We start from the raw sequence: 21,984 nt of genomic DNA on the forward strand, positions 1-21,984 counted from the left end.
TCCTAGGAAGGTGGGGGGCGAACGGTCGACGGTCGTACGCAGCGTCCGACTCGATGCAACTCCATGTACCGGACACACGAACCCGGCCCCGACGGAGACAATGGACCCCGTGCGCTACCGCATCCTCGGCACCACCCAGGCACTGCAAGCCGACGGCACCCCCGTCCCGGTCGGGGGCGCCCGGCTGCGCGCCCTGCTGACCGTGCTCGCGCTGCGGCCGGGGCGTACGGTGCCCGCGGCCGCGCTCGTCGACGAGGTGTGGGTCGGTGACCCGCCCGCCGACGCCCCCGGCGCGCTCCAGGCGCTGGTCGGGCGCCTGCGCCGTACCCTCGGCCCCGGGGCGGTCGAGTCGGTGAACGGCGGCTACCGTCTCGCGGCCGCCCGGGACGACATCGACCTGCACCGCTTCGAACGCCTCGCGGACGAGGGGGCCCGCGCGCTCGCCGACGGCGACGCCGCCAAGGCCGCCGACGTCCTCGACGACGCCCTCGCCCTCTGGCAGGGTCCGCCGCTGGCCGACCTCCCCGACCGGGCCGCCGAGGCCGCCCGCTGGGAGACCCGCCGCCTCGACGCCCACCGCGCCCGCCTCACCGCCGCCCTCACCCTCGGCCACCCCGAATCCGCCCTCCCCGACCTCACCGCCCTCTGCGACACCCACCCCCTCGACGAGCCCCTCCAGTCCCTCCGCCTACGCGCCCTCCGAGACACGGGCCGCTCCGCGGAGGCCCTTGCCGCCTACGACCGGATACGCACCCTGCTGGCAACCCGCCTGGGCACGGACCCGGGCCCGGACCTGCGCAGACTGCACGAAGAGCTGCTGAGATCGGACGACGGACGGGCGGAGAACGACGGCCCCGCGCCCCATCAGGGGCGCGGGGAACTGCGCGACCAGCCCCCACGCACCCGCACCCGACCAACCCCCTATGCCACCCCTCGGGGTCAAAGGGGCAGCGCCCCTGGGGATGGGACGGGTAGGGGCGGCGGGGGCGAGAAATCCGAACCGCAGCCACACCCGCAGCCACACACGAACCCGCGCCCACAGCCACACACGCACCCGCATCCGCAGCCAGACCCCCACCCCCACCCCCAACCCCCCCGCCCCCCAGGCAACCTCCGCGCCCGCCTGACCTCCTTCGTCGGCCGCGACACAGACCTCGACACCATCCGCGAAGACCTCACCACCACCCGCCTCGTCACCCTCCTCGGCCCCGGCGGCGCCGGAAAGACCCGCCTCTCGCAGGAAGTCGGCGAGGCCGTCGCCCCGGCCATGCCGGACGGCACGTGGCTCGCCGAACTCGCCCCCGTCGACGACCCCGCGAACGTCCCGGAGGCCGTACTCACCGCCCTCGGCGCCCGCGAGACCGTCCTCCGAGGCGCCGGCGCCGAGGAGATGCGCGTCACGGCCGACCGCCAGGACGACCCACTGGCCCGCCTCGCCGAACACTGCGCCAGACGCCGGATGCTGCTGATCCTCGACAACTGCGAACACGTCGTGGACGCCGCCGCCCACCTCGTCGAGCACCTCCTCCAGCGCTGCCCGGCGCTGACCGTACTCGCCACCAGCCGTGAACCCCTCGGCGTACGGGGGGAGTTGGTACGCCCGGTGGAACCCCTGACGGAACCCCACGCGCTGCGGCTGCTCGCCGACCGGGGCGCGGCCGCCCGGCCCGGTTTCACGGTCGCCGCCGACCCGGAGGCCGCCGCCGAGATCTGCCGCCGCCTCGACGGCCTCCCCCTCGCCATCGAGCTGGCGGCCGCCCGGTTACGGATATTGACGCCCCGCCAGATCGCCGACCGGCTCGACGACCGCTTCCGGCTGCTCACCTCCGGCAGCCGTACCGTCCTGCCCCGGCAGCAGACCCTGCGCGCGGTCGTCGACTGGTCCTGGGAACTGCTCGACGAGGACGAACGGTACGTACTGCGGCGGCTGTCGGTCTTCGCCGGCGGCTGTGACCTGGCCGCCGCCGAGGCCGTCTGCGGTCCCGCCGCACTGGAGGCGCTCGGCTCCCTCGTCGACAAGTCCCTTGTCGTGGCGGTCCCTTCGACGAGCGCGGGCACGGACGGCGGGATGCGCTACCGGCTCCTGGAGACCGTCGTCGAGTACGCCGGTGAACGGCTCGACGAGACGGGCACCCGCCCCGCCGCCGAACGCGCGCACCTCACGTACTACCGCGAACTCGTCCGCACCACCGACCCGTTGCTGCGCGGCCCCGGCCAGCGCGCCGCGATCGAACTCCTCGAGCTGGAGTACGAGAACATCCGCACCGCCCTCCGCCACGCCGTCGCCGAGCGGGACGAGCAGGAGGCGCTCTGTCTGACGCTGTCGCTGTGCTGGTACTGGCAGATGCGCGAGCTGATCACCGAAGCCCGGCACTGGTCCACCCAGGTCAAGGACCTCGGCCCGGACCCCTTCACCGCGCCCGCGCGCCCCGTCCCGGACCTGCGGGAACGCGCCGTCGACAGCCCGCCGCCGATGCGTCCGGAAGTCCTCGACGAGGCGCGGCGTGGGGTGCACCTCGTCCATCTGGCCTACATGGACATGGGGTTGTCCTCGTGGGAGACCCCCGAGCGCCAGGAGAGGCTGCGGGTCATCAGCCGGACCTACCGCCCCGGCCAGCCGCAGACCTGCCGCTTCCCCACCTTCATGTGGTTCTACGCCGCCATGCTGACCGGCGACATGGACCGGCTGCGCGTGATCCTCGACGGCAACATCAGCACCTGCCGCGAGCTCGGCTACACCTGGGAGCTGGCCATGACCCTGCAGATGCGGGCCAACATCCTCGCCAACCGCAGCGACTGGGCGGGCGACGCCACCGTCGACGCCGACGAGTCACTGGAGATCTTCGACCGGCTCGGGGACGTTTGGGGCGCCGCCGAGGCGCTCTCGGCACGCGGCGAGGCCCTGGAACGCCAGGGTGAGTTCGCGCTCGCCGCGGCGGCCTTCCAGCGGGCCATCGAATACGCCGAACGGCTCGGCGCCAAGACCCAGTTGGGGATCCTCAGCGTCCGGCTCGGCAGTGTCCTCATCGAGGGCGGCGACGGCGAGCGCGGCGAGAAGATGCTGTTCGACGTATTGGCGGACGGGCCCCGTGTCGCCCACGGGGCCCTGCCCGCGGCCCGTCTCTTCCTCGCGATCCGGCTCGGCCGCACCGAGCGCCCGGACGAGGCCCGGGAACAGCTCAGGCTGCTGCGCGAGGACTTCGATGCCGCCGACTTCGTGGTCTTCGCCGGCTTCGTCCTGGGCGTCGAAGGCTGGCTGGAGGCGGTGGCCGGACACCACGAGAAGGCGCTGCGGCTGATCCGCCGGGCGATGGAACGGAGCCTGGACCCGCTCACCCGGATGGTCACACCCCATATGCCCTCCACCCATCTCGTCACCGCCGCCATCTCCGTCGCGAGCGTCGACGGCGGCGCCCGCGTCCTCGACGCGGCCCGCCTCCTCGGTGCCGCCGACGCGCTGCTGCCGCCCCGCCACGTCCCCAGCCCGATGGAGGCCGAGGCCCGCGCCCAGGCCGAGACCACGGCCCGGGCCCTGCTGGACGACACGGCCTACGACACCGCGTACGCCGAGGGCGGCGCCCTCACCGTGGAGGAGGCCGCCGCCCTCATCTGACCTCCGATGAGCCTCGGAGGTCAGCTCTTCGTCTTGAACTTGTGGATCGCGATCGGGGCCATCACCGCCGTCAGCGCCACCGACCAGCCGAGCGTGACGTACAGGTCGTGGGCGACCGGCCCGCCCGTCATCAGCCCGCGCGCGGCGTCCGCGAGGGACGACAGCGGGTTGTAGTCGGTGAAGGCCTGCAGCCAGCCCGGCATCGACTGCGTCGGCGCGAAGATCGACGACCCGAACTGCAGCGGGAACAGCACCAGGAAGCCCATCCCCTGCACGGACTGCGCGTTCTTCATCGTCACGCCCAGCACCAGGAAGATCCACATCAGGGACGAGCCGAAGACGCCGGCCAGCCCCACCGCGGCGAACAGCCCCGGCCAGCTGGTGATGTCGAAGCCGATGAGGACACCGACGGTCAGCAGGATCGTCGTGGCGACCAGCATGCGCAGCAGCTCGACGGAGATCTTCGCGAGCAGCACCGAGGACCGGCCGATCGGCAGGGACCGGAAGCGGTCCATGACGCCCTTCTGGAAGTCCTCGTTGAAGCCCGTGCCGACCCCCATGGCGATGTTCATGCCCATCATCGCCATCAGCCCCGGCACCACGTACTGGATGTACTCCTCCTGGCCGCCGCCCAGCGCCTGCCCGATGGAGCCGCCGAAGACGTACACGAAGAGCAGGGTGAACACGATCGGCATCAGGACCGCGTCGAACATCGACTCGGGGTCCTGCCGGATCCACAGCAGATTGCGCCGGACGAGCGCGCCGGTGTGCCGGGCGTGGGCCCGCAGCCCGATCCGGCCGTCGGCCTCGACGGTCTCACCGGTCGCGGGCAGGGTGTTCGAAGGGGCGGCGCGAAGCGCCTCGTCCAGGGTGGCGGTGGGCGACGGGCGGGAGCTCATACGGAGACCTCCTCGTACGCGGGGGACGGGGCGGCGTCCTGCGGCGCACTGGCCTTGTGGCCGGTGAGCGACAGGAACACCTCGTCCAGGCTGGGCAGTTCGGTGCTGATCGAGGCGATCGTGACGCCACGCGCGGTGATCGCGCCGACGACCGCGGTCAGCTGCTCGTCGCTGAGGATCGGCACGAGGAGCGTGCCGGTCTCGGGGTCCACGGTGGTGGTGGCGAGCCCGGTGATGCCCAGGTCGTCGAGGTCCTTGGCGAGCGGTCGCACGTGCACCGGATCGGCCGGCCGGACCCGGAGCGTACGCCCGCCGACCTGGGCCTTCAGCTCCTCGATACGGCCGCCCGCGATCACCTTCCCGCGGTCGATCACGGTCAGCTCGGCGGCCAGCTGCTCGGCCTCCTCCATGTACTGGGTGGTCAGCAGTACGGTCACGCCGTCGCCGACCATGCGCTTCACCTCGGTCCACACCTCGTTGCGGGTGCGCGGGTCCAGACCGGTCGTCGGCTCGTCCAGGTACAGCACGGCCGGGCTCCCGATCATGGACGCGGCCAGGTCGAGCCGCCGCCGCATACCGCCCGAGTACGTGCCCGCCGTGCGCTTGGCCGCCTCGGTCAGCGAGAACCGCTCCAGCAGACCGGTGGCCCGGCTCTTCGCCTCCTTGCGGGGCAGGTCGAGCAGCCGCCCGATCATGTACAGGTTCTCGAAGCCGGACAGCTTCTCGTCCACGGACGCGTACTGCCCCGTCAGGCCGATCACCCGGCGCAGCTGCCGCGGCTGCCGTACGACGTCGTAGCCGGCCACCGTCGCGTGCCCCGAGTCGGGCCTGATCAGCGTGGACAGGCACCGCACGAGCGTCGTCTTCCCCGCCCCGTTCGGCCCGAGCACCCCCATCACCGTGCCCTCACGCACATCCAGGTCGACACCGTCCAGCGCCCTGGTCTCGCCGTAGTGCTTGACCAGCCCCCGCACGGTGACAGCGCCTTTCGCGCCGCTGGGTTCCTTGTCGATTCGTGTCATGAGGACGACGGTGCCAGGGTCTGCCGACAAACCACCGACAGGCCGCCTACAGCGCCGACACGGCACCGACACGGGTGGGAGCTCGGGGGTGGGGGTGCGTTGGCGGGTGCGGGTGGTGTGTGGTTGCTCGCGCAGTTCCCCGCGCCCCTTAGAAACCCCGGGCGCAACCCATGCCGTCAAGGGGCGCGGGGAACTGCGCGACCAGCCCCCACGCACCCGCACCCGCCAACGCACCCCGCACCCCCCACCCCCTCCCGCGCACCGCCGGAGGCAAGCCGCAGCCCGCCGACGGGGGAAGATCGGCGGGCTGCTGTGGTGCCGCAGTGGCTCAATGGTGCCTAGGCCCTGGTGGGCCCTAGTGCACGGAGTGCTCCTCCAGCGGGAACGTTCCTCCCACGACGTCCTCCGCGAACGCCTTCGCCGCGTCACCCATGACCGCCCGCAGATCGGCGTACTTCTTCACGAACTTCGGCACCCGCCCCCCGGTCAGCCCGAGCATGTCGGTCCATACGAGGACCTGCGCGTCGGTCTCCGGGCCCGCGCCGATGCCGACCGTCGGGATGTGCAGGACCCGCGTGACCTCGGCCGCCAGCTCCGCCGGGACCAGCTCCAGGACGACCGCGAACGCGCCCGCGTCCTGGACGGCCTTGGCGTCGCGCAGCAGCTGTTGCGCGGCCTCCTCGCCCCGGCCCTGGACGCGGTAGCCCATCGCGTTGACGGACTGCGGGGTGAGGCCGATATGGGCCATGACGGGGATGCCGGACTCGACGAGCAGCTCGATCTGGCGGTGCGACCGCTCGCCGCCCTCCAGCTTGACCGCCCCGACCCCGGCCTCCTTGACCAGCCGGGTCGCCGAGCGCAGCGCCTGCACCGGACCCTCCTGGTAGGAGCCGAAGGGCAGGTCGCCGACGATCAGGGCGCGGCTCGTGCCCCGTACGACGGCGGCCGACAGCATGGTCATCTCGTCGAGGGTGACGGGCACGGTCGACTCGTACCCCAGGTGGCAGTTGCCCGCCGAGTCGCCGACGAGCATGACCGGGATGCCGGCCTCGTCGAAGACGGACGCGGTCATCGCGTCGTACGCGGTGAGCATGGGCCACTTCTCGCCGCGCTCTTTGGCGGCGCTGATGTCGCGGACGGTGATGCGCCGGGTGCTCTTGCCCCCGTACAGCGCCTTGCCGCTGTCGGTGGCCGGCCGTACACCCTGCGCAGGCTGCTTCTGGGCAGCGGGAAGCTGCGTCATCGCAACGGCTCCTTCATGTCATCTCGAGGCGCCCTCACGGCGTCCCCGGACCGCATCCATGGTGGCACCTCGTGCCAGAGAGTGCCAGGGCCGGTCCGTGTGACTGCTCCGGCACCGGGCACGTAAGACCTGGGTAAAAGATTCTCCCAGATTTACGATACGAGACGGGCTCGTATCGAAATAGGGTTAGGCTCGTCAGCATGACTACCGCAGTCCCTGACCCCCGCATACCGGCGGCGGTACACCGGCGCCGCTGGGTGATTCTCGGCGTGCTGATGCTGAGCCTGCTGATCGTGGTCCTCGACAACTCGATCCTCAACGTCGCCATCAAGACCATCTCGACCCCGGAACCGACCGGGCTCGGCGCCACCCAGAGCGAGCTGGAGTGGGCGATCAACGCCTACACGCTCGTCTTCGCGGGGCTGCTGTTCTCCGCAGGCCTGCTCGGCGACCGCCTCGGGCGCAAGAAGGTGCTGCTCGGCGGCCTCGTCGTCTTCGGTGTCGGCTCGGCGCTGGCCGCCATGTCGGGCTCGCCGGTCGAGCTGATCGTGTTCCGCGCGGTGATGGGCTTCGGCGCCGCCTTCGTGATGCCCGCCACCCTCGCCGTCCTGATGCACGTCTTCGAGCGTGACGAGCAGCCGAAGGCCATCGGCATCTGGGCGGGCGGCGTCGGCCTCGCCATCGCCATCGGCCCGATCACCGGCGGTCTCCTCCTCGACCACTTCTGGTGGGGTTCGGTCTTCCTGGTCAATGTGCCGATCGTCGTCCTCGCGGTGGGCCTGATGATCTGGCTGGTGCCCGATTCGCGCGACCCGAACCCGGGCCGCATCGACCCCGTCGGCGTACTGCTCTCCGTCGTCGGTCTCGTGCTGCTGGTCTACGGCATCATCCGGGGCGGCCAGCTCGCCGACTTCACGGACGTCACGGTCCTCGGGACCATCGCGGCCGGGCTCGCGGTCCTCGCCGCCTTCGTCGTCTTCGAGAAGCGCAGCGACCACCCGTCCATCGACATCTCGTTCTTCCGGAACAAGGTGTTCGCGGCCTCCATCGGCGTCACCGGCCTGGTCTTCTTCGCTCTGATGGGCGTGACCTTCTTCTCCGTCTTCTACACCCAGACCGTGCGCGGCTACTCGCCGCTCCAGACCGGCCTGCTGATGCTGCCGCTGGCCGTCGCGCAGCTCGTCTTCGCACCGCGCGCCCGCCTCGTCGTCGACCGCTTCGGCAACAGCGCGGTGTGCACCGCGGGCATGCTGCTGATCGCCGCGATGCTGGCCGCGTTCGCCGTGCTGGACGCGGCCACGCCGATCTGGATCCTCGAAGTGATCTTCTTCTTCATGGGCATGGGCATGGCGCACGTGATGACCCCGCTGAGCGTCGTCATCATGCAGGCGCTGCCCCGGGAGAAGGCCGGGTCCGCGTCCGCGCTCAGCAACACCTTCCGCCAGGTCGGCGGCGCCCTAGGTATCGCCGTCCTGGGCTCGGTGCTCTCCGCCGCCTACCGGGGCGGCATCGAGGACGAGCTGCCCGCCGGCGCCCCGCACGCCGCCGCCGAGTCCATCGAGGCCACCCTCGGTCTCGCCGCCCGCCTCGGCGAGCGGGGCGAGGCCCTGGTCGGTCCGGCCCACGACGCCTTCCTGCACGCCATGCACGTGACCGCCCTGTGCGGGGCCGGCATCGCCGTCCTCGGCGCGGTGGCGATGGCGGTGTTCCTGCCGGGACGGCCGAAGGCCGGCCAGGAGGGCAAGGGGGAGCCGGAGTTGGTGGTCGCGGATCACTGACAGAGAATCGGTCCGGTCCCACCAGAGCCAGCCCCACGACCGCGAGAGACGGAGTCGACCTTGAGCCTCGCCGAGAGCCACGCCGCTAACGGGCGGGTCCGGGACGGGAGCCCCGTACGGGGGCGGCCCCGGAGCGAGGCCGTGGAGCGGTCCATCATCGAGGGCGTGATGCGGCTCCTCGAAGAGGGCGTACCGCTCTCGGAGCTGTCCATCGAGCGGGTGGCCCGCACCGCGGGCGTCGGCAAGGCCACCATCTACCGCCGCTGGAGCGGCAAGGAGGCGCTCTTCGTCGACGTACTGCGCGCCGCGGAGCCCCCGGAACCCGTGCTGCCCGGCACCTCGATGCGTGACGACCTGGTCGTCCTCATGGAGGCGGCACGCCGGCGCGGGCTGCTCAACCGGCCGTCGGCGATCCTGCACAACGTCATCGCCCAGATGAAGAGCAGTCCCAAGATCTGGAACGCCTACCACGCGGACGTCGTCGCCCCGCGCCGCCGGACCCTGACCGAGGTGCTGCGCCGGGGGCAGGCCAACGGGGAACTCCGCGCCGACGTGGACCTCGACCTGGCCGGCGATCTGGTCTTCGGCCCCATGCTCGTCCGTACCGTCATGCGCCCGGACGCCGAACTCCCCGAGGATCTCGCGGAGAGCATCGTCGACACGATGCTCGAAGGGCTTCGTCCTCCTGCGTAGTGAGTCTGAGTAGTGCGTCTGCGTAGTGAGTCTGTGAAGTGAGTCTGCGTAGTGAGTCTGCGAAGTGAGTCACAGTTCAATGTGCGCGTTTCGTTACAGACGTCGGGGCCTGTCCACCGGTTCGGAACTCCGAACAGCGGGTTGTTCGTCCTTGTGCCCGTACGGCCGCCCTGTGGCGGCGGGAACGACGGCGATCATCCCCTAGGGTTTTCAGGCGCGGGGGATGAAGTGCACGGCAGGCAGTGAGGCGACGGTATGGCGCAGGCGTACATGACGGAGACGGGCGGCGGCAGCACGGGCGAGGGCCGCGAACAATCCCGGCTTCGGCGCCTGCTCGGCCGCCTCTTCGACGGCTGGAGAGGGGACCGGCGGATCTGGCGGCGCGGCATCGTCGTCGCGGTCCTCGCGGTCCTCATCGCGCTGGTGATGGTGCTGCACGCCCAGGTCCCGAACGCGGTCGGCAACCTCGGCAGCCTGACGGAGACGTTCCTGCCCTGGCTGGGCGTCGCGATCCCGCTGCTGCTGGTCCTCGCGCTGGTGCGCAAATCGGCGACCGCGCTGATCGCGCTCCTGCTGCCCACGATCGTCTGGCTGAACATCTTCGGCGGACTCGTCACCAGCAAGACCGGCGGCGGCGGCGACTTCACCGTCGTCACCCACAACGTCAACGCGGACAACGCCGACCCGTCCGGCACGGCCCGCGAGGTCGCCTCCTCCGGTGCGGACGCGGTCGCCCTGGAGGAGCTGACCGAGACCGCGGTGCCGGTGTACGAGAAGGCCCTCGCGGCGACGTACCCGTACCACGAGGTCGTGGGCACCGTCGGGCTGTGGAGCAAGTACCGGATGAGCGACACCAAGCCCGTCGACATCAAGCTCGGCTGGGAGCGCGCGATGCGCTCCACCGTGGCCACGCCCGACGGGCCGGTCGCCGTGTACGTCGCCCATCTGCCCTCGGTGCGGGTGAAGCTGGAGGCCGGCTTCACCGCCCGGCAGCGCGACAAGAGCGCGAACGCGCTCGGCGAGGCCATCGCCGACGAGCCGATCGAGCAGGTCGCCCTCCTCGGCGACCTCAACGGCACCATGAACGACCGCGCCCTCAACGCCGTCACCGCCCAGATGCGTTCCACCCAGGGCGCGGCGGGCAGCGGCTTCGGCTTCAGCTGGCCCGCGTCGTTCCCGATGGCGCGCATCGACCAGATCATGGTCCGGGGCATGGAGCCGACGGCGTCGTGGACCCTGCCGCAGACGGGCAGCGACCATCTGCCGGTGGCGGCGCGGGTGACGATCGACACGTCGGGCAGCTGATCATGCTGGTGGGAAGGGTGTGGCAGGCAGGGCGGGCCGGGAAATAGGGCTCCGGGGCGAGTTTGTTCCGTCGTTGAACATACGATGGAACCGAACCCCCCGCTCTCGCTGAAAGGTCCCGCCATGCCCTTGGCCCTGCTCGCTCTCGCCGTAGGAGCCTTCGGAATCGGCACGACCGAGTTCGTCATCATGGGTCTCCTCCCCGAGGTCGCGGTCGACCTCGGCATCTCGATCCCCGCCGCCGGCCACCTGGTCTCCGCGTACGCGCTGGGCGTCGTCATCGGCGCCCCGCTGCTCGCCGCGGTCACGGCCCGCATGCCCCGCCGTAAGGTCCTGATCGGGCTGATGGTCCTCTTCGTCGCCGGCAACGCGCTGTCCGCCTTCGCGCCCGACGAGCACTGGCTGCTCGCCGCCCGCTTCCTCAGCGGCCTGCCGCACGGTGCCTTCTTCGGCGTCGGCGCGGTCGTCGCGACCACCCTGGTGGCGCCGGAACGCAAGGCCCGCTCGGTCTCGCTGATGTTCCTGGGGCTGACCATCGCCAACGTCGCCGGCGTACCGGCCGCGACCCTCGTGGGCCAGCACTTCGGCTGGCGGGCCACCTTCCTCGGCGTGAGCGCGATCGGGCTGGCGGCGATCGCCTCCCTGGCGCTGCTGCTGCCGAGGGACCGCGTGGAGACCCGGCCGGCCGGCCTGCGCGGCGAACTGGGCGCCCTGCGCTCAACTCCCGTCTGGCTCGCCCTCGGCACCACCGTCGCCGGCTTCGGCGCGCTCTTCTCCGCCTACAGCTACATCACGCCGATGCTCACCGACGCCGCCGGATACGCCGAGACCAGCGTCACCCTGCTGCTGGCGCTGTTCGGCGTAGGGGCGACCATCGGCAACCTGGCCGGCGGCCGCCTCGCCGACCACTCCCTCCGAGGCACGCTGTTCGGCGGCCTGGCATCGCTGATCCTCGTCCTCGCCCTGTTCCCGGTCCTCATGTCCGCCCAGTGGAGCGCCGCCCTGGCCGTCCTCCTCCTCGGCGTCGCCGCCTTCGCCACCGGCTCACCCCTCCAGCTGATGGTCATGGAGAAGGCCACCACCGCCCCCTCCCTAGCCTCCTCCGCCAACCAGGCCGCCTTCAACCTCGCCAACGCCGGCGGCGCCTGGATCGGCGGCCTCGCCCTGGCCGCCGGCCTCGGCGCGACGGCTCCGGCGGTCGTGGGAGCGGGGCTCGCGGTCGTCGGCCTCGCGGTCGCCGGCGTGGCGTACGCGGTGGACGCCCGCCGGGCCGCGGTCGCCGCGCCGCGGAACGATCAGGCTCGTGGGCGCGTGGTGGCGTCCCATGTGCCGGGGGAGTCGGAGACGGTACGCGTCTGAGGCGGCAAGCACCAGCGCTGACCCCACCGCGTACGGAAGGGTGAGACCCGGCCGAGCGCTACGCCTGCTCGCGCCACCGGTTCGTGATGGGCAGCCGCCGGTCCTTGCCGAAGCCCTTCGGGGAGATCTTCGTGCCCGGCGGGTACTGGCGGCGCTTGTACTCGGCGGTGTCGACCATCCGCAGGGTCTTCGTCACCAGCTCGCGGTCGAAGCCGGCGGCGATGATCGCGTCGGCGCCCTGGTCGCGGTCGACGTACAGCTCCAGGATCGCGTCCAGGACCGGGTAGTCCGGCAGGGAGTCCGTGTCGACCTGGCCCGGCCGCAGCTCGGCGCTCGGCGGCTTGGAGATGGAGTTCTCCGGGATCGGCGGGGTCTGGCCGCGCTCCTCCGCCGCCCGGTTGCGCCACTCGGCCAGCCGGAAGATCGACGTCTTGTACACGTCCTTGATGGGGCCGTACGCGCCGACCGAGTCGCCGTACAGCGTCGAGTACCCCACCGCCAGCTCCGACTTGTTGCCGGGCGCCAGCACGATGTGGCCCTCCTGGTTGGAGATCGCCATCAACAGCGTCCCCCGGAGCCGGGACTGGAGGTTCTCCTCCGCCAGGCCCGTCAGCTCCGTCGACGACATGTAGGCGTCGAACATCGGGGCGATCGGGACCGTACGGAAGTTGAGGCCCGTCCGGCGCGCGAGTTCCGCCGCGTCGCCCTGGGAGTGGTCCGACGAGTACTTCGACGGCATGGATACGCCGTACACGTTCTGCGCGCCGAGCGCGTCGCACGCGATCGCCGCGACGAGGGCCGAGTCGATACCGCCGGAGAGGCCGATCAGCACCGACGTGAAGCCGTTCTTCGCCGCGTAGGCCCGCAGGCCGACCACCAGCGCCGAGTACACCTCCTCGTCGTCGTCGAGGCGCTCCGCGTATCCGCCGGTCAGCTCCGGCTCGTACGCGGGCAGCGGCTCCTCGGAGATGACGAGCCGGTCGATGCGCAGCCCGTCGTCGACGACCCCGGTGACCGGCTCGGCGGCGCCCGCCGGGAGGTCCAGGTCGAGGACGACACACCCCTCCGCGAACTGCGGCGCCCGCGCGACCACTTCACCGTCCTGGTCGACGACGATCGAGTCGCCGTCGAAGACCAGCTCGTCCTGGCCGCCGATCATCGCCAGATAGGCGGTCGTGCAACCGGCCTCCTGGGCGCGCTTGCGGACCAGTTCGAGACGGGTGTCGTCCTTGTCGCGCTCGTACGGCGAGGCGTTGATGGAGAGCAGCAGCCCGGCCCCGGCGGACCGGGCCGCAGGGACGCGGCCGCCGTCCTGCCAGAGGTCCTCGCAGATGGCGAGGGCGATGTCGACGCCGTGCAGCCGCAGAACGGGCATGGTGTCGCCGGGCACGAAGTAGCGGAACTCGTCGAACACGCCGTAGTTGGGGAGGTGGTGCTTGGCGTAGGTGAGCGCCACCTCGCCCCGGTGCAGCACCGCGCCGGCGTTCCGCGGCGCGCCCGCCGGCTGGCCGAACCTCGGCGAGGCGGACTCGGAGCGGTCGAGGTAGCCGAGGACCACCGGCAGCTCCCCGAAGCCCTCGTCGGCGAGCCGCGCGGCGAGCGCCCTCAGCGCGGAGCGGGAGGCCTCCACGAAGGACTGGCGCAGCGCCAGGTCCTCGACGGGGTACCCGGTCAGCACCATCTCGGGGAACGCCACGAGGTGCGCTCCCTGCTCGGCGGAGTGCCGGGTCCAGCGGACGACCGCCTCGGCGTTTCCGGCGAGATCGCCGACCGTCGAGTCGATCTGATTCAGGGCGAGGCGAAGTTGAGGCACGCGCCCAGTGTAATCGTCAGAGCGACGCTATGGGGTGTGGGCCGCCCCACTTTCGGAGCGTCCCACAGTCCCGGCCCCAGCGGTTACGGATCACCTCGGGCCGAGGGCTACCGCGGCGCGGCGCCCCGCTCCTTGAGCATGCCCGTCATCAGTGAGATCTCGGACTCCTGGGCGTTGACCATGCCCTGGGCGAGCCTCTTCTCCACGCCGACCGCGCACTTGGAGACGCAGCCCTCCGCCATGTGGATGCCGCCCTTGTGGTGGTCGGTCATCAGCTGGAGGTAGAAGACCTCGGCCTGCTCGCCGTTGAGCTCGCCGAGCTTCTTCATCTCGGCGTTCGTCGCCATGCCCGGCATCAGCGAGCCGTCCTCGCCGGAGGCCATGCCGCCCATGCCCATCCAGGCCATCGGCTGCTGCGACGACACCTTCGGCAGCCCCCACAGATCGAGCCAGCCGATCATCATGCCGCGCTGGTTGGCCTGCGTCTGCGCGATGTCGTACGCGAGCCGCCGGACCTCCTCGTCGTCCGTCCGGTCGCGCACGATGTACGACATCTCGACGGCCTGCTGGTGGTGGACGGCCATGTCCCGGGCGAACCCCGCGTCGGCGGAGTCGGCGGCGGGGGCCTTCAGCCCGGACTCGTCGCCGTCGGCGACCGCGTAGGTGATCGCCCCGGCCGCGACGAGCACCGCCGCGGCCCCCGAGGCGACCCAACCGATGAGCTTCATACGTCCCACTGTGCCAGGCCGCCGTCAGGAGACGCCGTTGGTGCAGGCCGCACCCGGCTCGGGCGTCTGCTTGCCCTGGACGTACGTCTCGAAGAACTTGTCGAGGTTCGGGTCGGTCGCGCTCGTCACCGTGCGCTGGGCGCCCCAGGCACTGAGCATGATCGGGTCCTTCTGGTCCTCGACCGGGCTCATCAGCGTGTACGGGGTCGCCTTGACCTTCTCCGCGAGCGCCTTGACGTCGGCGTCGGAGGCCTTGCTGTTGTACGTCACCCAGACCGCGCCGTGCTCCAGGGAGTGCACGGCGTTCTCGTTCTTGACGGCCTTGTCGTAGACGTCGCCGTTGCAGTTCTGCCAGACCGGGTCGTGGTCGCCGCCCACCGGGGGCACCATCGGGTACTTCACGGTCTTGGTGACGTGGTTCTGGGTGAGCTTGGTGCTCCAGGTCTTCACGCCGTCCGACCCGGTCTCCCACTTGCCCGTGGCCTTGGAGTCACTGGCCGTGCTGCTGCTGTCGTCGGACTGCGAGCGGATCAGGACCGTCCCGCCCACGGCGAGGCCGGCGACTATCAGCACACTGGCGCCGATCGTGAGGATCCGGTTCCGACGCTCGCGGGAGCGCTCGGCACGGCGCATCGCCTCTATGCGCGCCTTGCGCTCGGCGCTGCTGTTGCTCTTGGCGGCCATGGGGTGCGTCCTTAGTGGGGGATGGGTCGGTTGGGGCGGTCGGCTCAGCTGATCGTAATGTGAAAAGACGAGTAATTTGCAGGCGGGCCCAGGATTGGCCGGGGAACCCCGGTTCCGTGGGCCGGCGCGGGCTGAAGGCCGGGACCCGTACGGATAATTTGAACCCAAGATGCGCATTATCTACGCTGCGGGTATGCGGCTGTTGCGCTCCACCGACCTCGCCCTGCGCGTCCTGATGCGGCTCGCTGTCGCCGACGATTCCAACCCTACGACCCGTGACGTCGCGGCGGACATGCAAGTGCCGTACACGCACGCCGCGAAGGTCGTGGCCGAGCTCCAGCACCTGGGACTGGTGGCCGCCCGGCGCGGCCGGGGCGGCGGGCTCGCGATCACCGACGCGGGCCGCGAGGCGTCCGTCGGCCATGTCGTCCGCACCTTCGAGGGCGACGGCGACGTGGTCGACTGCGAGGGCGCCACCCCCTGCCCCCTCAGCCCGGCCTGCCGCCTGCGCGGCGCCCTCCGCCGGGCCCAGGAGGCCTTCTATGCCTCCCTGGACCCCCTGACGGTGGGGGACATGGTCACGGCCCCCACCGGTCCGCTGCTGCTGGGAATCACGCAGGCGACGTAAGCAGGCCCCTTCGCGATCCCCGTCCTAATCCCGGGCCAGCCAGAGGTCGGGGCCGAAGACCTCGTAGTGGATGTCGGCCGGAGGGACGCCCTTGGCGATCAGCTGTGCCCGTACGGCCCGCATGAAGGGCAGCGGTCCGCACAGGTACGCGCGCGTGCCCGTCGGTACGTCCAGGCGTGACAGGTCGGCCAGGCCCGTGCGGTCGGCCGGGTGGCCCGGCTCGGGCTCCTCGTACCAGAAGTGCGCGGAGGCGTCGGCCAGCTTGGCCGCGTAGCCCTCCTGGTCGGCGCGCAGCGCGTGCTCCGCGGGGGAGCGGTCGGCGTGCACAACGGTCACCGGGGCCCGGTGACCCGAGAGGGCGAGCTGCTCCAGCACGGCGACCATCGGGGTCACCCCGATGCCGGCCGAGGCGAGCAGCAGGGGCGCGCCGGCGTCCTGGTCCAGGACCAGATCGCCGTACGGGGCCGACACGGGCAGCCGGTCGCCGACGCGCACGCGCGCGTGGAGGTGGTTCGAGACCTCGCCGTCGGGTGCCGCCCCGCCCTGGACGCGCTTCACGGCGATCCGCCAGGTGTCCGCACCGGGCGCCCCGGTCAGGCTGTACTGCCGTATCTGCCGGGCCCCGTCCGCAAGCGCGACCCGCACGGACACGTACTGTCCGGCGCGGTGGACGGGCACGGGCGAGCCGTCCGCCGGACGCAGCTCCAGCGCGACGACGTCGGCCGTCTCCGCCACGCGCCCGACGACCTCCCACTCGCGCCAACCGCCCCCGGCGCCGCCGGTCTCGTACAGCTCTCGCTCGATCGCGATCAGCGCGTTCGCCATCAGCCAGTAGACCTCGTCCCAGGCGGCCCCGACCTCCGGCGTGACGGCCTCGCCCAGCACCTCGGCGATGGCGGCGAAGAGGTGCTCGTGGACCACCGCGTACTGCTCGGGGGCGATGCCCAGCGACGCGTGCTTGTGGGCGATCCGGCGCAGCATCGTGTCGGGCCGGTCCTCCGGGCGCTCGACGAGATGGGTCGCGAAGGCGGCGATGGCACCCGCGAGGGCCTGGCGCTGGGTGCCGGAGGCCTGGTTGCCGCGGTTGAAGAGATCCCGCAGGAGCTCCGGGTGAGCCGCGAACAGCCCCTCGTAGAAACGTGCGCTGATCTCGCCGATCGCCGCTCCGACGGCGGGAAGGGTGGCGCGCACGGTGGCGGCGGACTGCTCGGACAGCATCGCGACTCCTCGGGTTCGACTGCTCCGCGACTGGACGGCACGCTATTAAAACTTGCATATGAGATGCAAATTAAACGGGGTGGGATCGAGCCGAGGCAGGCCGGCCATTACGGAACCGCGATCGAGCAGGCAAGATGGGCTGCAGAGCGGTTGAGCGGCGCAGTGGTCGAGCGGTTGACTGGCGGAACGGGCGGTACACGTGACGTATGCCGGGCGTTCAGCCGGAAGCCGGTCTGCCGATGAAGGTGCGCAACGCGCACGAAATGGTGTTGTGGTGGGATGCTCAGGTGCCCGACCGTCTCCCGTCGCTCGGGAGCAAGGCGGCCTGACCAGCAAGGAATGGGTGGAAGCGGAAGATGGACAAGCAGCAGGAGTTCGTGCTCCGTACGTTGGAGGAGCGCGACATCCGTTTCGTACGCCTGTGGTTCACGGACGTGCTGGGCTTCCTGAAGTCCGTGGCCGTGGCCCCCGCCGAGCTGGAACAGGCGTTTGACGAAGGCATCGGTTTCGACGGCTCGGCCATCGAGGGCTTCGCCCGGGTGTACGAGTCCGACATGATCGCCAAGCCGGACCCGTCGACCTTCCAGGTCCTGCCGTGGCGCGCGGAGGCCCCCGGCACCGCCCGGATGTTCTGCGACATCCTCATGCCGGACGGCTCCCCGTCCTTCGCGGACCCGCGCTACGTCCTGAAGCGCGCCCTCGCCAAGGCCTCCGACCTGGGCTTCACCTTCTACACCCACCCCGAGATCGAGTTCTTCCTCCTGAAGGACAAGCCGACGGACGGCTCCCGCCCGACCCCGGCCGACAACTCCGGCTACTTCGACCACACCCCGCACAACGTCGGCATGGACTTCCGCCGCCAGGCGATCACCATGCTGGAGTCCATGGGCATCTCGGTCGAGTTCTCCCACCACGAGGGCGCCCCGGGCCAGCAGGAGATCGACCTCCGCTACGCCGACGCGCTCTCCACGGCGGACAACATCATGACGTTCCGCCTGGTCATGAAGCAGGTGGCGCTGGAGCAGGGCGTACAGGCGACGTTCATGCCGAAGCCGTTCAGCGAGCACCCCGGCAGCGGCATGCACACGCACCTCTCCCTCTTCGAGGGCGACCGGAACGCGTTCTACGAGTCGGGCGCGGAGTACCAGCTCTCCAAGGTGGGCCGCTCCTTCATCGCGGGCCTGCTGAAGCACGCGGCCGAGATCGCCGCGGTGACCAACCAGTGGGTCAACTCCTACAAGCGCATCTGGGGCGGCTCCGAGCGCACCGCCGGCGCCGGCGGCGAGGCCCCCTCGTACATCTGCTGGGGCCACAACAACCGCTCGGCCCTGGTCCGCGTCCCCATGTACAAGCCCGGCAAGACGGGCTCGGCGCGGGTCGAGGTCCGCTCCCTGGACTCCGGCGCGAACCCGTACCTCGCCTACGCCATGCTCCTGGCCGCCGGCCTCAAGGGCATCGAAGAGGGCTACGAGCTCCCGCCGGGCGCGGAGGACGACGTCTGGGCCCTGTCCGACGCCGAACGCCGCGCCATGGGCATCGAGCCCCTGCCCCAGAACCTGGGCGAGGCCCTGACGCTGATGGAGCGCAGCGACCTGGTCGCGGAAACTCTCGGCGAGCACGTCTTCGACTTCTTCCTGCGCAACAAGCGCCAGGAGTGGGAGGAGTACCGCTCCGAGGTGACGGCGTTCGAGCTGCGGAAGAACTTGCCTGTGCTGTAAGGCCCCCGGTGAGGGATCGTGATCGGTGAAGGGGAGCCCCTGAGCGAGGGGCTCCCCTTCCGTCTGCCGATGGGGACCGGCATGATGATCTCCATGAACGCACACCGACGAAGGGCCGATGCCGCGTAATCGGCCAGGCGCGCTGCGCGCCGCCCAGCGGCTTCGAGACCGCCCCCGGAACTGGGACAGCCCCGCCGGGGACCGTATCCACGGCCTCTCGGCCGGCACCAGTCTCGCCGTACACCGGTACGAGGCGTTGTCGACCGACTACTACGTCTTCCCCGGCGTGACCGCCGTCGCGCTGCGGCGCTACCGGGCCTTCCTGGGGCCGCCGGGCCGCCGGCCGCGCTACCCGTTCCTGGACGACTGCTCGTGCCGAGGCTGCTCCCTCAGGGACGTCAGACACGCTCGAGACATGCTCGGGACGGCCCTGCGGAACCTGCCCCCACGCGCCCGCGCCGAGCTGGGCCGCCTGGTCGCCTCCCTCGACGCCGTGTATTTGGAACGCACCCTGCCGGACCCGTTCGTCCACGTCCGACGGGGGTGGCGCCCCCATGTCTGGTGGTACCGCCGACTCGAAGGCTGCCGGTACGCCGGCACAGGGGCCGTCTGATGTGAGTGCCGGAGCCGGGCAGGTCATTGCCGCCCGGGACCGGCGGAGGGGCGGCGCCACGTCCGGCGTACGTCCGCGCTTTCCGCCGCCTCGTACACCCTTGGCGGAATCATCTCCGGGTTCTCATCGGCGACTTGCGCGAGGTCGACATACATCAGGGCCGCGCTGTCGGTGCCGAGGTGTCGACCGTGGCCTTCCAGGCCCCAACGCACCAGTTGCCGGGCCGCGTTGTCCAGTCCTTCTTCCGTAGCGGTACTGAACGTTTCACGCAGCGCTGCGCGGGCGATCTCCACGGCACTTCGGGTCTGCATCAGGTTTGCCTTCCTCGACTAGTGTCCGGGGGCCGTGCACACAAGGCACTTGTCCTTGAACGCCGGCATCCACAGGACCGCTTGGGCGAAGCTCTCCGCGGCTTCCAGAGTGTCGCGTCGGTGCAGATCCGCCAGCTCGGCCGTGCACATGATGTCGCGGACCAGAACTTCCCAGTGATCCTGGGCCGTTCTCCAGTCACCTCGATGGATGACCCGCACGTAGGTGTCCAGTAGCTGCTGGTCCTGCAGGGACTTCCCGAACAGGCTTCCCAGGTAGGTGATCCGTCCCGGGGGCCGTAAGCGCTGGCCCCAAGTCCTGGTCATAAACAGGTTGTTGGTGGCGATGTCCTTGACGCGCTGCATACGGGTGGCGATCACATGACCGGCCACACCGCCGATCAGGGCGGGCACGACCAACCAGCCGATGAGGGAGGCGATCCGGGCCGTCAGATGGTCGGGCGGCTTTTCGATGAGGGCGAAGACCAGGTAGACCTTTTTCCAACCGAGGTCACTGCGTACGGCCGAGTAGATCCAGATCAGCAGGACGAACCCACCGATGGGGAGTCCCCAGTCGATGAACCACTGGGTGACACCGGAGAGCGCTTTGCGGGAGCGGAAGAGACGGCGCACCCTTGCTGCGAACGATTGCCGCGCCGGTGGGGTGAGGGCGGTGGGAAGCGGGGGCGGTGGCGACAAGCGAGTAGCCCTTCAGGCAGGCACATTCCGTGACGTGATAGAGCACGCACCGGTGTGTGCTGCGGTTGCAGGGGTCGCAGGGGTTGCGGACCGCCGGCCCGCCATCTCTCTTGAGGCCCTGCGCCGTCCCATGAGGTCGTCCAGTGCCCTGGGCAGTGGGTGGGCGCGCTCCGTGGGGAACAGCCGATGGGCCTTGGCGGCATGCCCGGTCCGCAGCAGTGTCGCGTCCGCAGCAGTGTCGCGGACGCGCGGACCTGAGGATGAGATCGGCGAGGCCGACGATCCAGGTGGCGGCCTGTGCCCACCCGGACGCTGTAGTGGTTCAGCGCCGCTCGGCGCGGCGAGCGCTCCGGGCCCCTGGACGTGCACGGCCGCCCGGGCCACGGCCGCCGGATCGGCGGTCGCCGACGTGGCCCGGGGCAGCGCCTCCCCCAGCCCTCCCGGGTGATCCGCACCGCGAGAACCCGCTCCTGACCGGGCTCCAACGGCTCCAGGCCGGGCTTCCCGAAGGGGGCGACTCTCCCGCGAGCCGTCCTGTGGGGAGACCGCCCCCTTCGGATGCGACCGCTATTGCTGCTGCTTCGCCAGATCCGCCAGCACCTGATGCAGCGGCTCCGTCGCCCGGCGCCGGTACTCCTGGATGCCCCAGCCATTGCCGTCCGGGTCCTTGAAGTACATGAACGTGGCGCCGTCGTCGGGGGCGTACTGGACGGGTTCGGAGACGTCGAGGCCGCGTTCGAGGAGCTCGGCGCGGGCGGCCTTGATGTCGGCGACGCACAGTTGGAGGCCTTGGTAGGAGCCGGGGGCAGGCTTGGGGCCCTGGGCCATGTCCCAGATGGTGTCGCCGAGGGCGATCGAACAGCCGGAGCCCGGTGGCGTCAGCTGGACGATCCGCATGCCCGGCATGACCTCCTGGTCGATGTCGACATGGAAACCGACCTTGTCCCGGTAGAAGTCCCGGGCCCGGTCGATGTCGCTCACGGGCAGCGGAATCACTTCGAGCGTGTACTGCATCCCTGGTCCTCCAAGTCGCCGTTGACGGGAGCGCCTGTGCACAAGTTCGTATCGCTTCTTCGTATCAGCCGAACCGCCACCGCGTCTGGCTGAACGGCTCCCCCTTACCGAAGCCGAAAACCGTGCCGGGCGCCACCGCGAAGACCAAGGCGCGTCCCGCACCGTGGTGGAAATACCCCTCCCGTACGTCGAAGTGCCAGAAGCTGCCGTACTTCGCCTCCCACGCGGCGGCCAGCTCCCGCAGCCGCCCGTCATCGGCCACGCGTACGGCCTCGCCCTCCACGACCAGGTCGTAACCCTTGTCCCACGTGTTCGTGCCGGTCGTCAGCACGACGGCCGGGTTCTCCGCCAGGTTCTTCGCCTTCCGCTCCTTTGGGCCGGTACAGAAATGCAGCGCCCCCTCCGACCACACCGTGGGCAACGGCGTCACATGCGGCCGCCCGTCCGGCCGCACCGTCGAGATCCAGAACAGCTCGGCCGCGGAGAGCCGCGCCTCGGCCTCCGGCCAGGGGATCGCGGCGGCGGACGGGTCGCTGTAGCGGGGGTCGAGCCGGGTCTGCGGGGTGCTGGTGTTCGACATGGGCTGTCTCTTCCTGTCGCCTGTCGCTACAGGGCAGACTCCGCAGGGCCCGGAAACTAATCGAGCAGG

19 protein-coding genes are annotated in these 21,984 nt (G+C 70.8%); 8 read left to right on the top strand and 11 right to left on the bottom strand.

Annotation, left to right across the window (positions count from 1 at the left end; all coding sequences use genetic code 11):
• Positions 1-100 precede the first annotated feature (100 nt).
• On the top strand, positions 101-3,613 hold the full coding sequence (locus JIX56_RS33660) for an AfsR/SARP family transcriptional regulator (RefSeq protein WP_257546172.1): 3,513 nt from the start codon (positions 101-103) through the stop codon (positions 3,611-3,613).
• 20 nt (positions 3,614-3,633) lie between these two features.
• On the opposite strand, the gene JIX56_RS33665 is transcribed toward JIX56_RS33660, so the two are convergent.
• The 3 genes from JIX56_RS33665 to panB all read right to left on the bottom strand — a co-directional run bounded on the left by JIX56_RS33665 (position 3,634) and on the right by panB (position 6,777).
• Positions 3,634-4,512, bottom strand: a complete 879-nt coding sequence (locus JIX56_RS33665) for an ABC transporter permease (RefSeq protein ID WP_257546173.1) — start codon at positions 4,510-4,512, stop codon at positions 3,634-3,636.
• On the bottom strand, positions 4,509-5,534 hold the full coding sequence (locus tag JIX56_RS33670; RefSeq protein ID WP_257546174.1) for an ATP-binding cassette domain-containing protein: 1,026 nt from the start codon (positions 5,532-5,534) through the stop codon (positions 4,509-4,511). Before JIX56_RS33670 ends, JIX56_RS33665 begins: the two co-directional genes overlap by 4 nt.
• A gap of 355 nt (positions 5,535-5,889) precedes the next feature.
• Complete coding sequence (gene panB, locus JIX56_RS33675; RefSeq protein WP_257546175.1) at positions 5,890-6,777, bottom strand: 3-methyl-2-oxobutanoate hydroxymethyltransferase; 888 nt, start codon at positions 6,775-6,777, stop codon at positions 5,890-5,892.
• Positions 6,778-6,977: 200 nt separating this feature from the next.
• Between panB and JIX56_RS33680 the strand changes: the two genes are divergently transcribed.
• The 4 genes from JIX56_RS33680 to JIX56_RS33695 all read left to right on the top strand — a co-directional run bounded on the left by JIX56_RS33680 (position 6,978) and on the right by JIX56_RS33695 (position 11,912).
• A complete protein-coding gene (locus JIX56_RS33680) occupies positions 6,978-8,555 on the top strand; it encodes an MFS transporter (protein WP_257546176.1) in 1,578 nt (525 codons plus the stop codon).
• 60 nt (positions 8,556-8,615) lie between these two features.
• Positions 8,616-9,248, top strand: a complete 633-nt coding sequence (locus tag JIX56_RS33685; RefSeq protein ID WP_257546177.1) for a TetR/AcrR family transcriptional regulator — start codon at positions 8,616-8,618, stop codon at positions 9,246-9,248.
• Between the two features lie 255 nt (positions 9,249-9,503).
• Complete coding sequence (locus JIX56_RS33690; RefSeq protein ID WP_257546178.1) at positions 9,504-10,553, top strand: endonuclease/exonuclease/phosphatase family protein; 1,050 nt, start codon at positions 9,504-9,506, stop codon at positions 10,551-10,553.
• 123 nt (positions 10,554-10,676) lie between these two features.
• Positions 10,677-11,912, top strand: a complete 1,236-nt coding sequence (locus JIX56_RS33695) for an MFS transporter (RefSeq protein WP_257546179.1) — start codon at positions 10,677-10,679, stop codon at positions 11,910-11,912.
• 58 nt (positions 11,913-11,970) lie between these two features.
• Here JIX56_RS33695 and JIX56_RS33700 read toward each other — a convergent pair whose 3' ends face one another.
• From JIX56_RS33700 to JIX56_RS33710, 3 genes are all read right to left on the bottom strand, one after another.
• Positions 11,971-13,725 (bottom strand): NAD+ synthase, encoded by a 1,755-nt coding sequence (locus JIX56_RS33700; RefSeq protein ID WP_257546180.1) that lies wholly within the window; start codon positions 13,723-13,725, stop codon positions 11,971-11,973.
• 107 nt (positions 13,726-13,832) lie between these two features.
• Entirely contained in the window at positions 13,833-14,453 is a 621-nt protein-coding gene (locus tag JIX56_RS33705; protein ID WP_257546181.1) for a DUF305 domain-containing protein, read from the bottom strand.
• A gap of 24 nt (positions 14,454-14,477) precedes the next feature.
• Positions 14,478-15,137: a DUF3105 domain-containing protein gene (locus tag JIX56_RS33710; protein WP_257546182.1), complete on the bottom strand. Its 660-nt coding sequence runs from the start codon at positions 15,135-15,137 to the stop codon at positions 14,478-14,480.
• 193 nt (positions 15,138-15,330) lie between these two features.
• On the opposite strand from JIX56_RS33710, the gene JIX56_RS33715 reads away from it, so the two are divergent.
• Positions 15,331-15,765 carry an RrF2 family transcriptional regulator gene (locus JIX56_RS33715; RefSeq protein ID WP_257546183.1) on the top strand — a complete coding sequence of 145 codons (435 nt, stop codon included), beginning with the start codon at positions 15,331-15,333 and terminating at the stop codon, positions 15,763-15,765.
• A gap of 24 nt (positions 15,766-15,789) precedes the next feature.
• Here the strand turns inward: JIX56_RS33715 and JIX56_RS33720 are convergent, their stop codons facing one another.
• The gene (locus tag JIX56_RS33720) at positions 15,790-16,983 is read right to left on the bottom strand and encodes a globin domain-containing protein (RefSeq protein WP_257546184.1); all 1,194 of its coding nucleotides are present in this window, start codon (positions 16,981-16,983) and stop codon (positions 15,790-15,792) included.
• Between the two features lie 356 nt (positions 16,984-17,339).
• Between JIX56_RS33720 and JIX56_RS33725 the strand changes: the two genes are divergently transcribed.
• Both JIX56_RS33725 and JIX56_RS33730 read left to right on the top strand, forming a co-directional pair.
• Positions 17,340-18,701, top strand: coding sequence for a glutamine synthetase family protein (locus JIX56_RS33725; protein ID WP_257546185.1), 1,362 nt, complete (start codon positions 17,340-17,342; stop codon positions 18,699-18,701).
• A gap of 118 nt (positions 18,702-18,819) precedes the next feature.
• Entirely contained in the window at positions 18,820-19,314 is a 495-nt protein-coding gene (locus JIX56_RS33730; RefSeq protein WP_257546186.1) for a hypothetical protein, read from the top strand.
• Positions 19,315-19,337: 23 nt separating this feature from the next.
• Here the strand turns inward: JIX56_RS33730 and JIX56_RS33735 are convergent, their stop codons facing one another.
• The 4 genes from JIX56_RS33735 to JIX56_RS33750 all read right to left on the bottom strand — a co-directional run bounded on the left by JIX56_RS33735 (position 19,338) and on the right by JIX56_RS33750 (position 21,915).
• The gene (locus JIX56_RS33735; RefSeq protein WP_257546187.1) at positions 19,338-19,625 is read right to left on the bottom strand and encodes a hypothetical protein; all 288 of its coding nucleotides are present in this window, start codon (positions 19,623-19,625) and stop codon (positions 19,338-19,340) included.
• Positions 19,626-19,643: 18 nt separating this feature from the next.
• Positions 19,644-20,255 (bottom strand): DUF6313 family protein, encoded by a 612-nt coding sequence (locus JIX56_RS33740; RefSeq protein WP_257546188.1) that lies wholly within the window; start codon positions 20,253-20,255, stop codon positions 19,644-19,646.
• Positions 20,256-20,888: 633 nt separating this feature from the next.
• On the bottom strand, positions 20,889-21,335 hold the full coding sequence (locus JIX56_RS33745) for a VOC family protein (protein ID WP_257546189.1): 447 nt from the start codon (positions 21,333-21,335) through the stop codon (positions 20,889-20,891).
• A gap of 64 nt (positions 21,336-21,399) precedes the next feature.
• Positions 21,400-21,915, bottom strand: a complete 516-nt coding sequence (locus tag JIX56_RS33750; protein ID WP_257546190.1) for a pyridoxamine 5'-phosphate oxidase family protein — start codon at positions 21,913-21,915, stop codon at positions 21,400-21,402.
• Positions 21,916-21,984: the final 69 nt, after the last annotated feature.

Origin of the sequence: Streptomyces sp. CA-210063 (assembly GCF_024612015.1) — a bacterium.
GTDB lineage: Bacteria > Actinomycetota > Actinomycetes > Streptomycetales > Streptomycetaceae > Streptomyces.

Bases quoted from the DNA above. Each gene is read 5' to 3' on its own strand.
- JIX56_RS33745 (WP_257546189.1), bottom strand. From the start codon at position 21,335: ATGCAGTACACGCTCGAAGTGATTCCGCTGCCCGTGAGCGACATCGAC.
- JIX56_RS33730 (WP_257546186.1), top strand. From the start codon at position 18,820: ATGCCGCGTAATCGGCCAGGCGCGCTGCGCGCCGCCCAGCGGCTTCGA.
- JIX56_RS33705 (WP_257546181.1), bottom strand. From the start codon at position 14,453: ATGAAGCTCATCGGTTGGGTCGCCTCGGGGGCCGCGGCGGTGCTCGTC.
- JIX56_RS33725 (WP_257546185.1), top strand. From the start codon at position 17,340: ATGGACAAGCAGCAGGAGTTCGTGCTCCGTACGTTGGAGGAGCGCGAC.
- JIX56_RS33680 (WP_257546176.1), top strand. From the start codon at position 6,978: ATGACTACCGCAGTCCCTGACCCCCGCATACCGGCGGCGGTACACCGG.
- JIX56_RS33715 (WP_257546183.1), top strand. From the start codon at position 15,331: ATGCGGCTGTTGCGCTCCACCGACCTCGCCCTGCGCGTCCTGATGCGG.
- JIX56_RS33710 (WP_257546182.1), bottom strand. From the start codon at position 15,137: ATGGCCGCCAAGAGCAACAGCAGCGCCGAGCGCAAGGCGCGCATAGAG.
- panB (WP_257546175.1), bottom strand. From the start codon at position 6,777: ATGACGCAGCTTCCCGCTGCCCAGAAGCAGCCTGCGCAGGGTGTACGG.
- JIX56_RS33660 (WP_257546172.1), top strand. From the start codon at position 101: ATGGACCCCGTGCGCTACCGCATCCTCGGCACCACCCAGGCACTGCAA.
- JIX56_RS33720 (WP_257546184.1), bottom strand. From the start codon at position 16,983: ATGCTGTCCGAGCAGTCCGCCGCCACCGTGCGCGCCACCCTTCCCGCC.
- JIX56_RS33750 (WP_257546190.1), bottom strand. From the start codon at position 21,915: ATGTCGAACACCAGCACCCCGCAGACCCGGCTCGACCCCCGCTACAGC.
- JIX56_RS33670 (WP_257546174.1), bottom strand. From the start codon at position 5,534: ATGACACGAATCGACAAGGAACCCAGCGGCGCGAAAGGCGCTGTCACC.
- JIX56_RS33690 (WP_257546178.1), top strand. From the start codon at position 9,504: ATGGCGCAGGCGTACATGACGGAGACGGGCGGCGGCAGCACGGGCGAG.
- JIX56_RS33665 (WP_257546173.1), bottom strand. From the start codon at position 4,512: ATGAGCTCCCGCCCGTCGCCCACCGCCACCCTGGACGAGGCGCTTCGC.
- JIX56_RS33695 (WP_257546179.1), top strand. From the start codon at position 10,677: ATGCCCTTGGCCCTGCTCGCTCTCGCCGTAGGAGCCTTCGGAATCGGC.
- JIX56_RS33735 (WP_257546187.1), bottom strand. From the start codon at position 19,625: ATGCAGACCCGAAGTGCCGTGGAGATCGCCCGCGCAGCGCTGCGTGAA.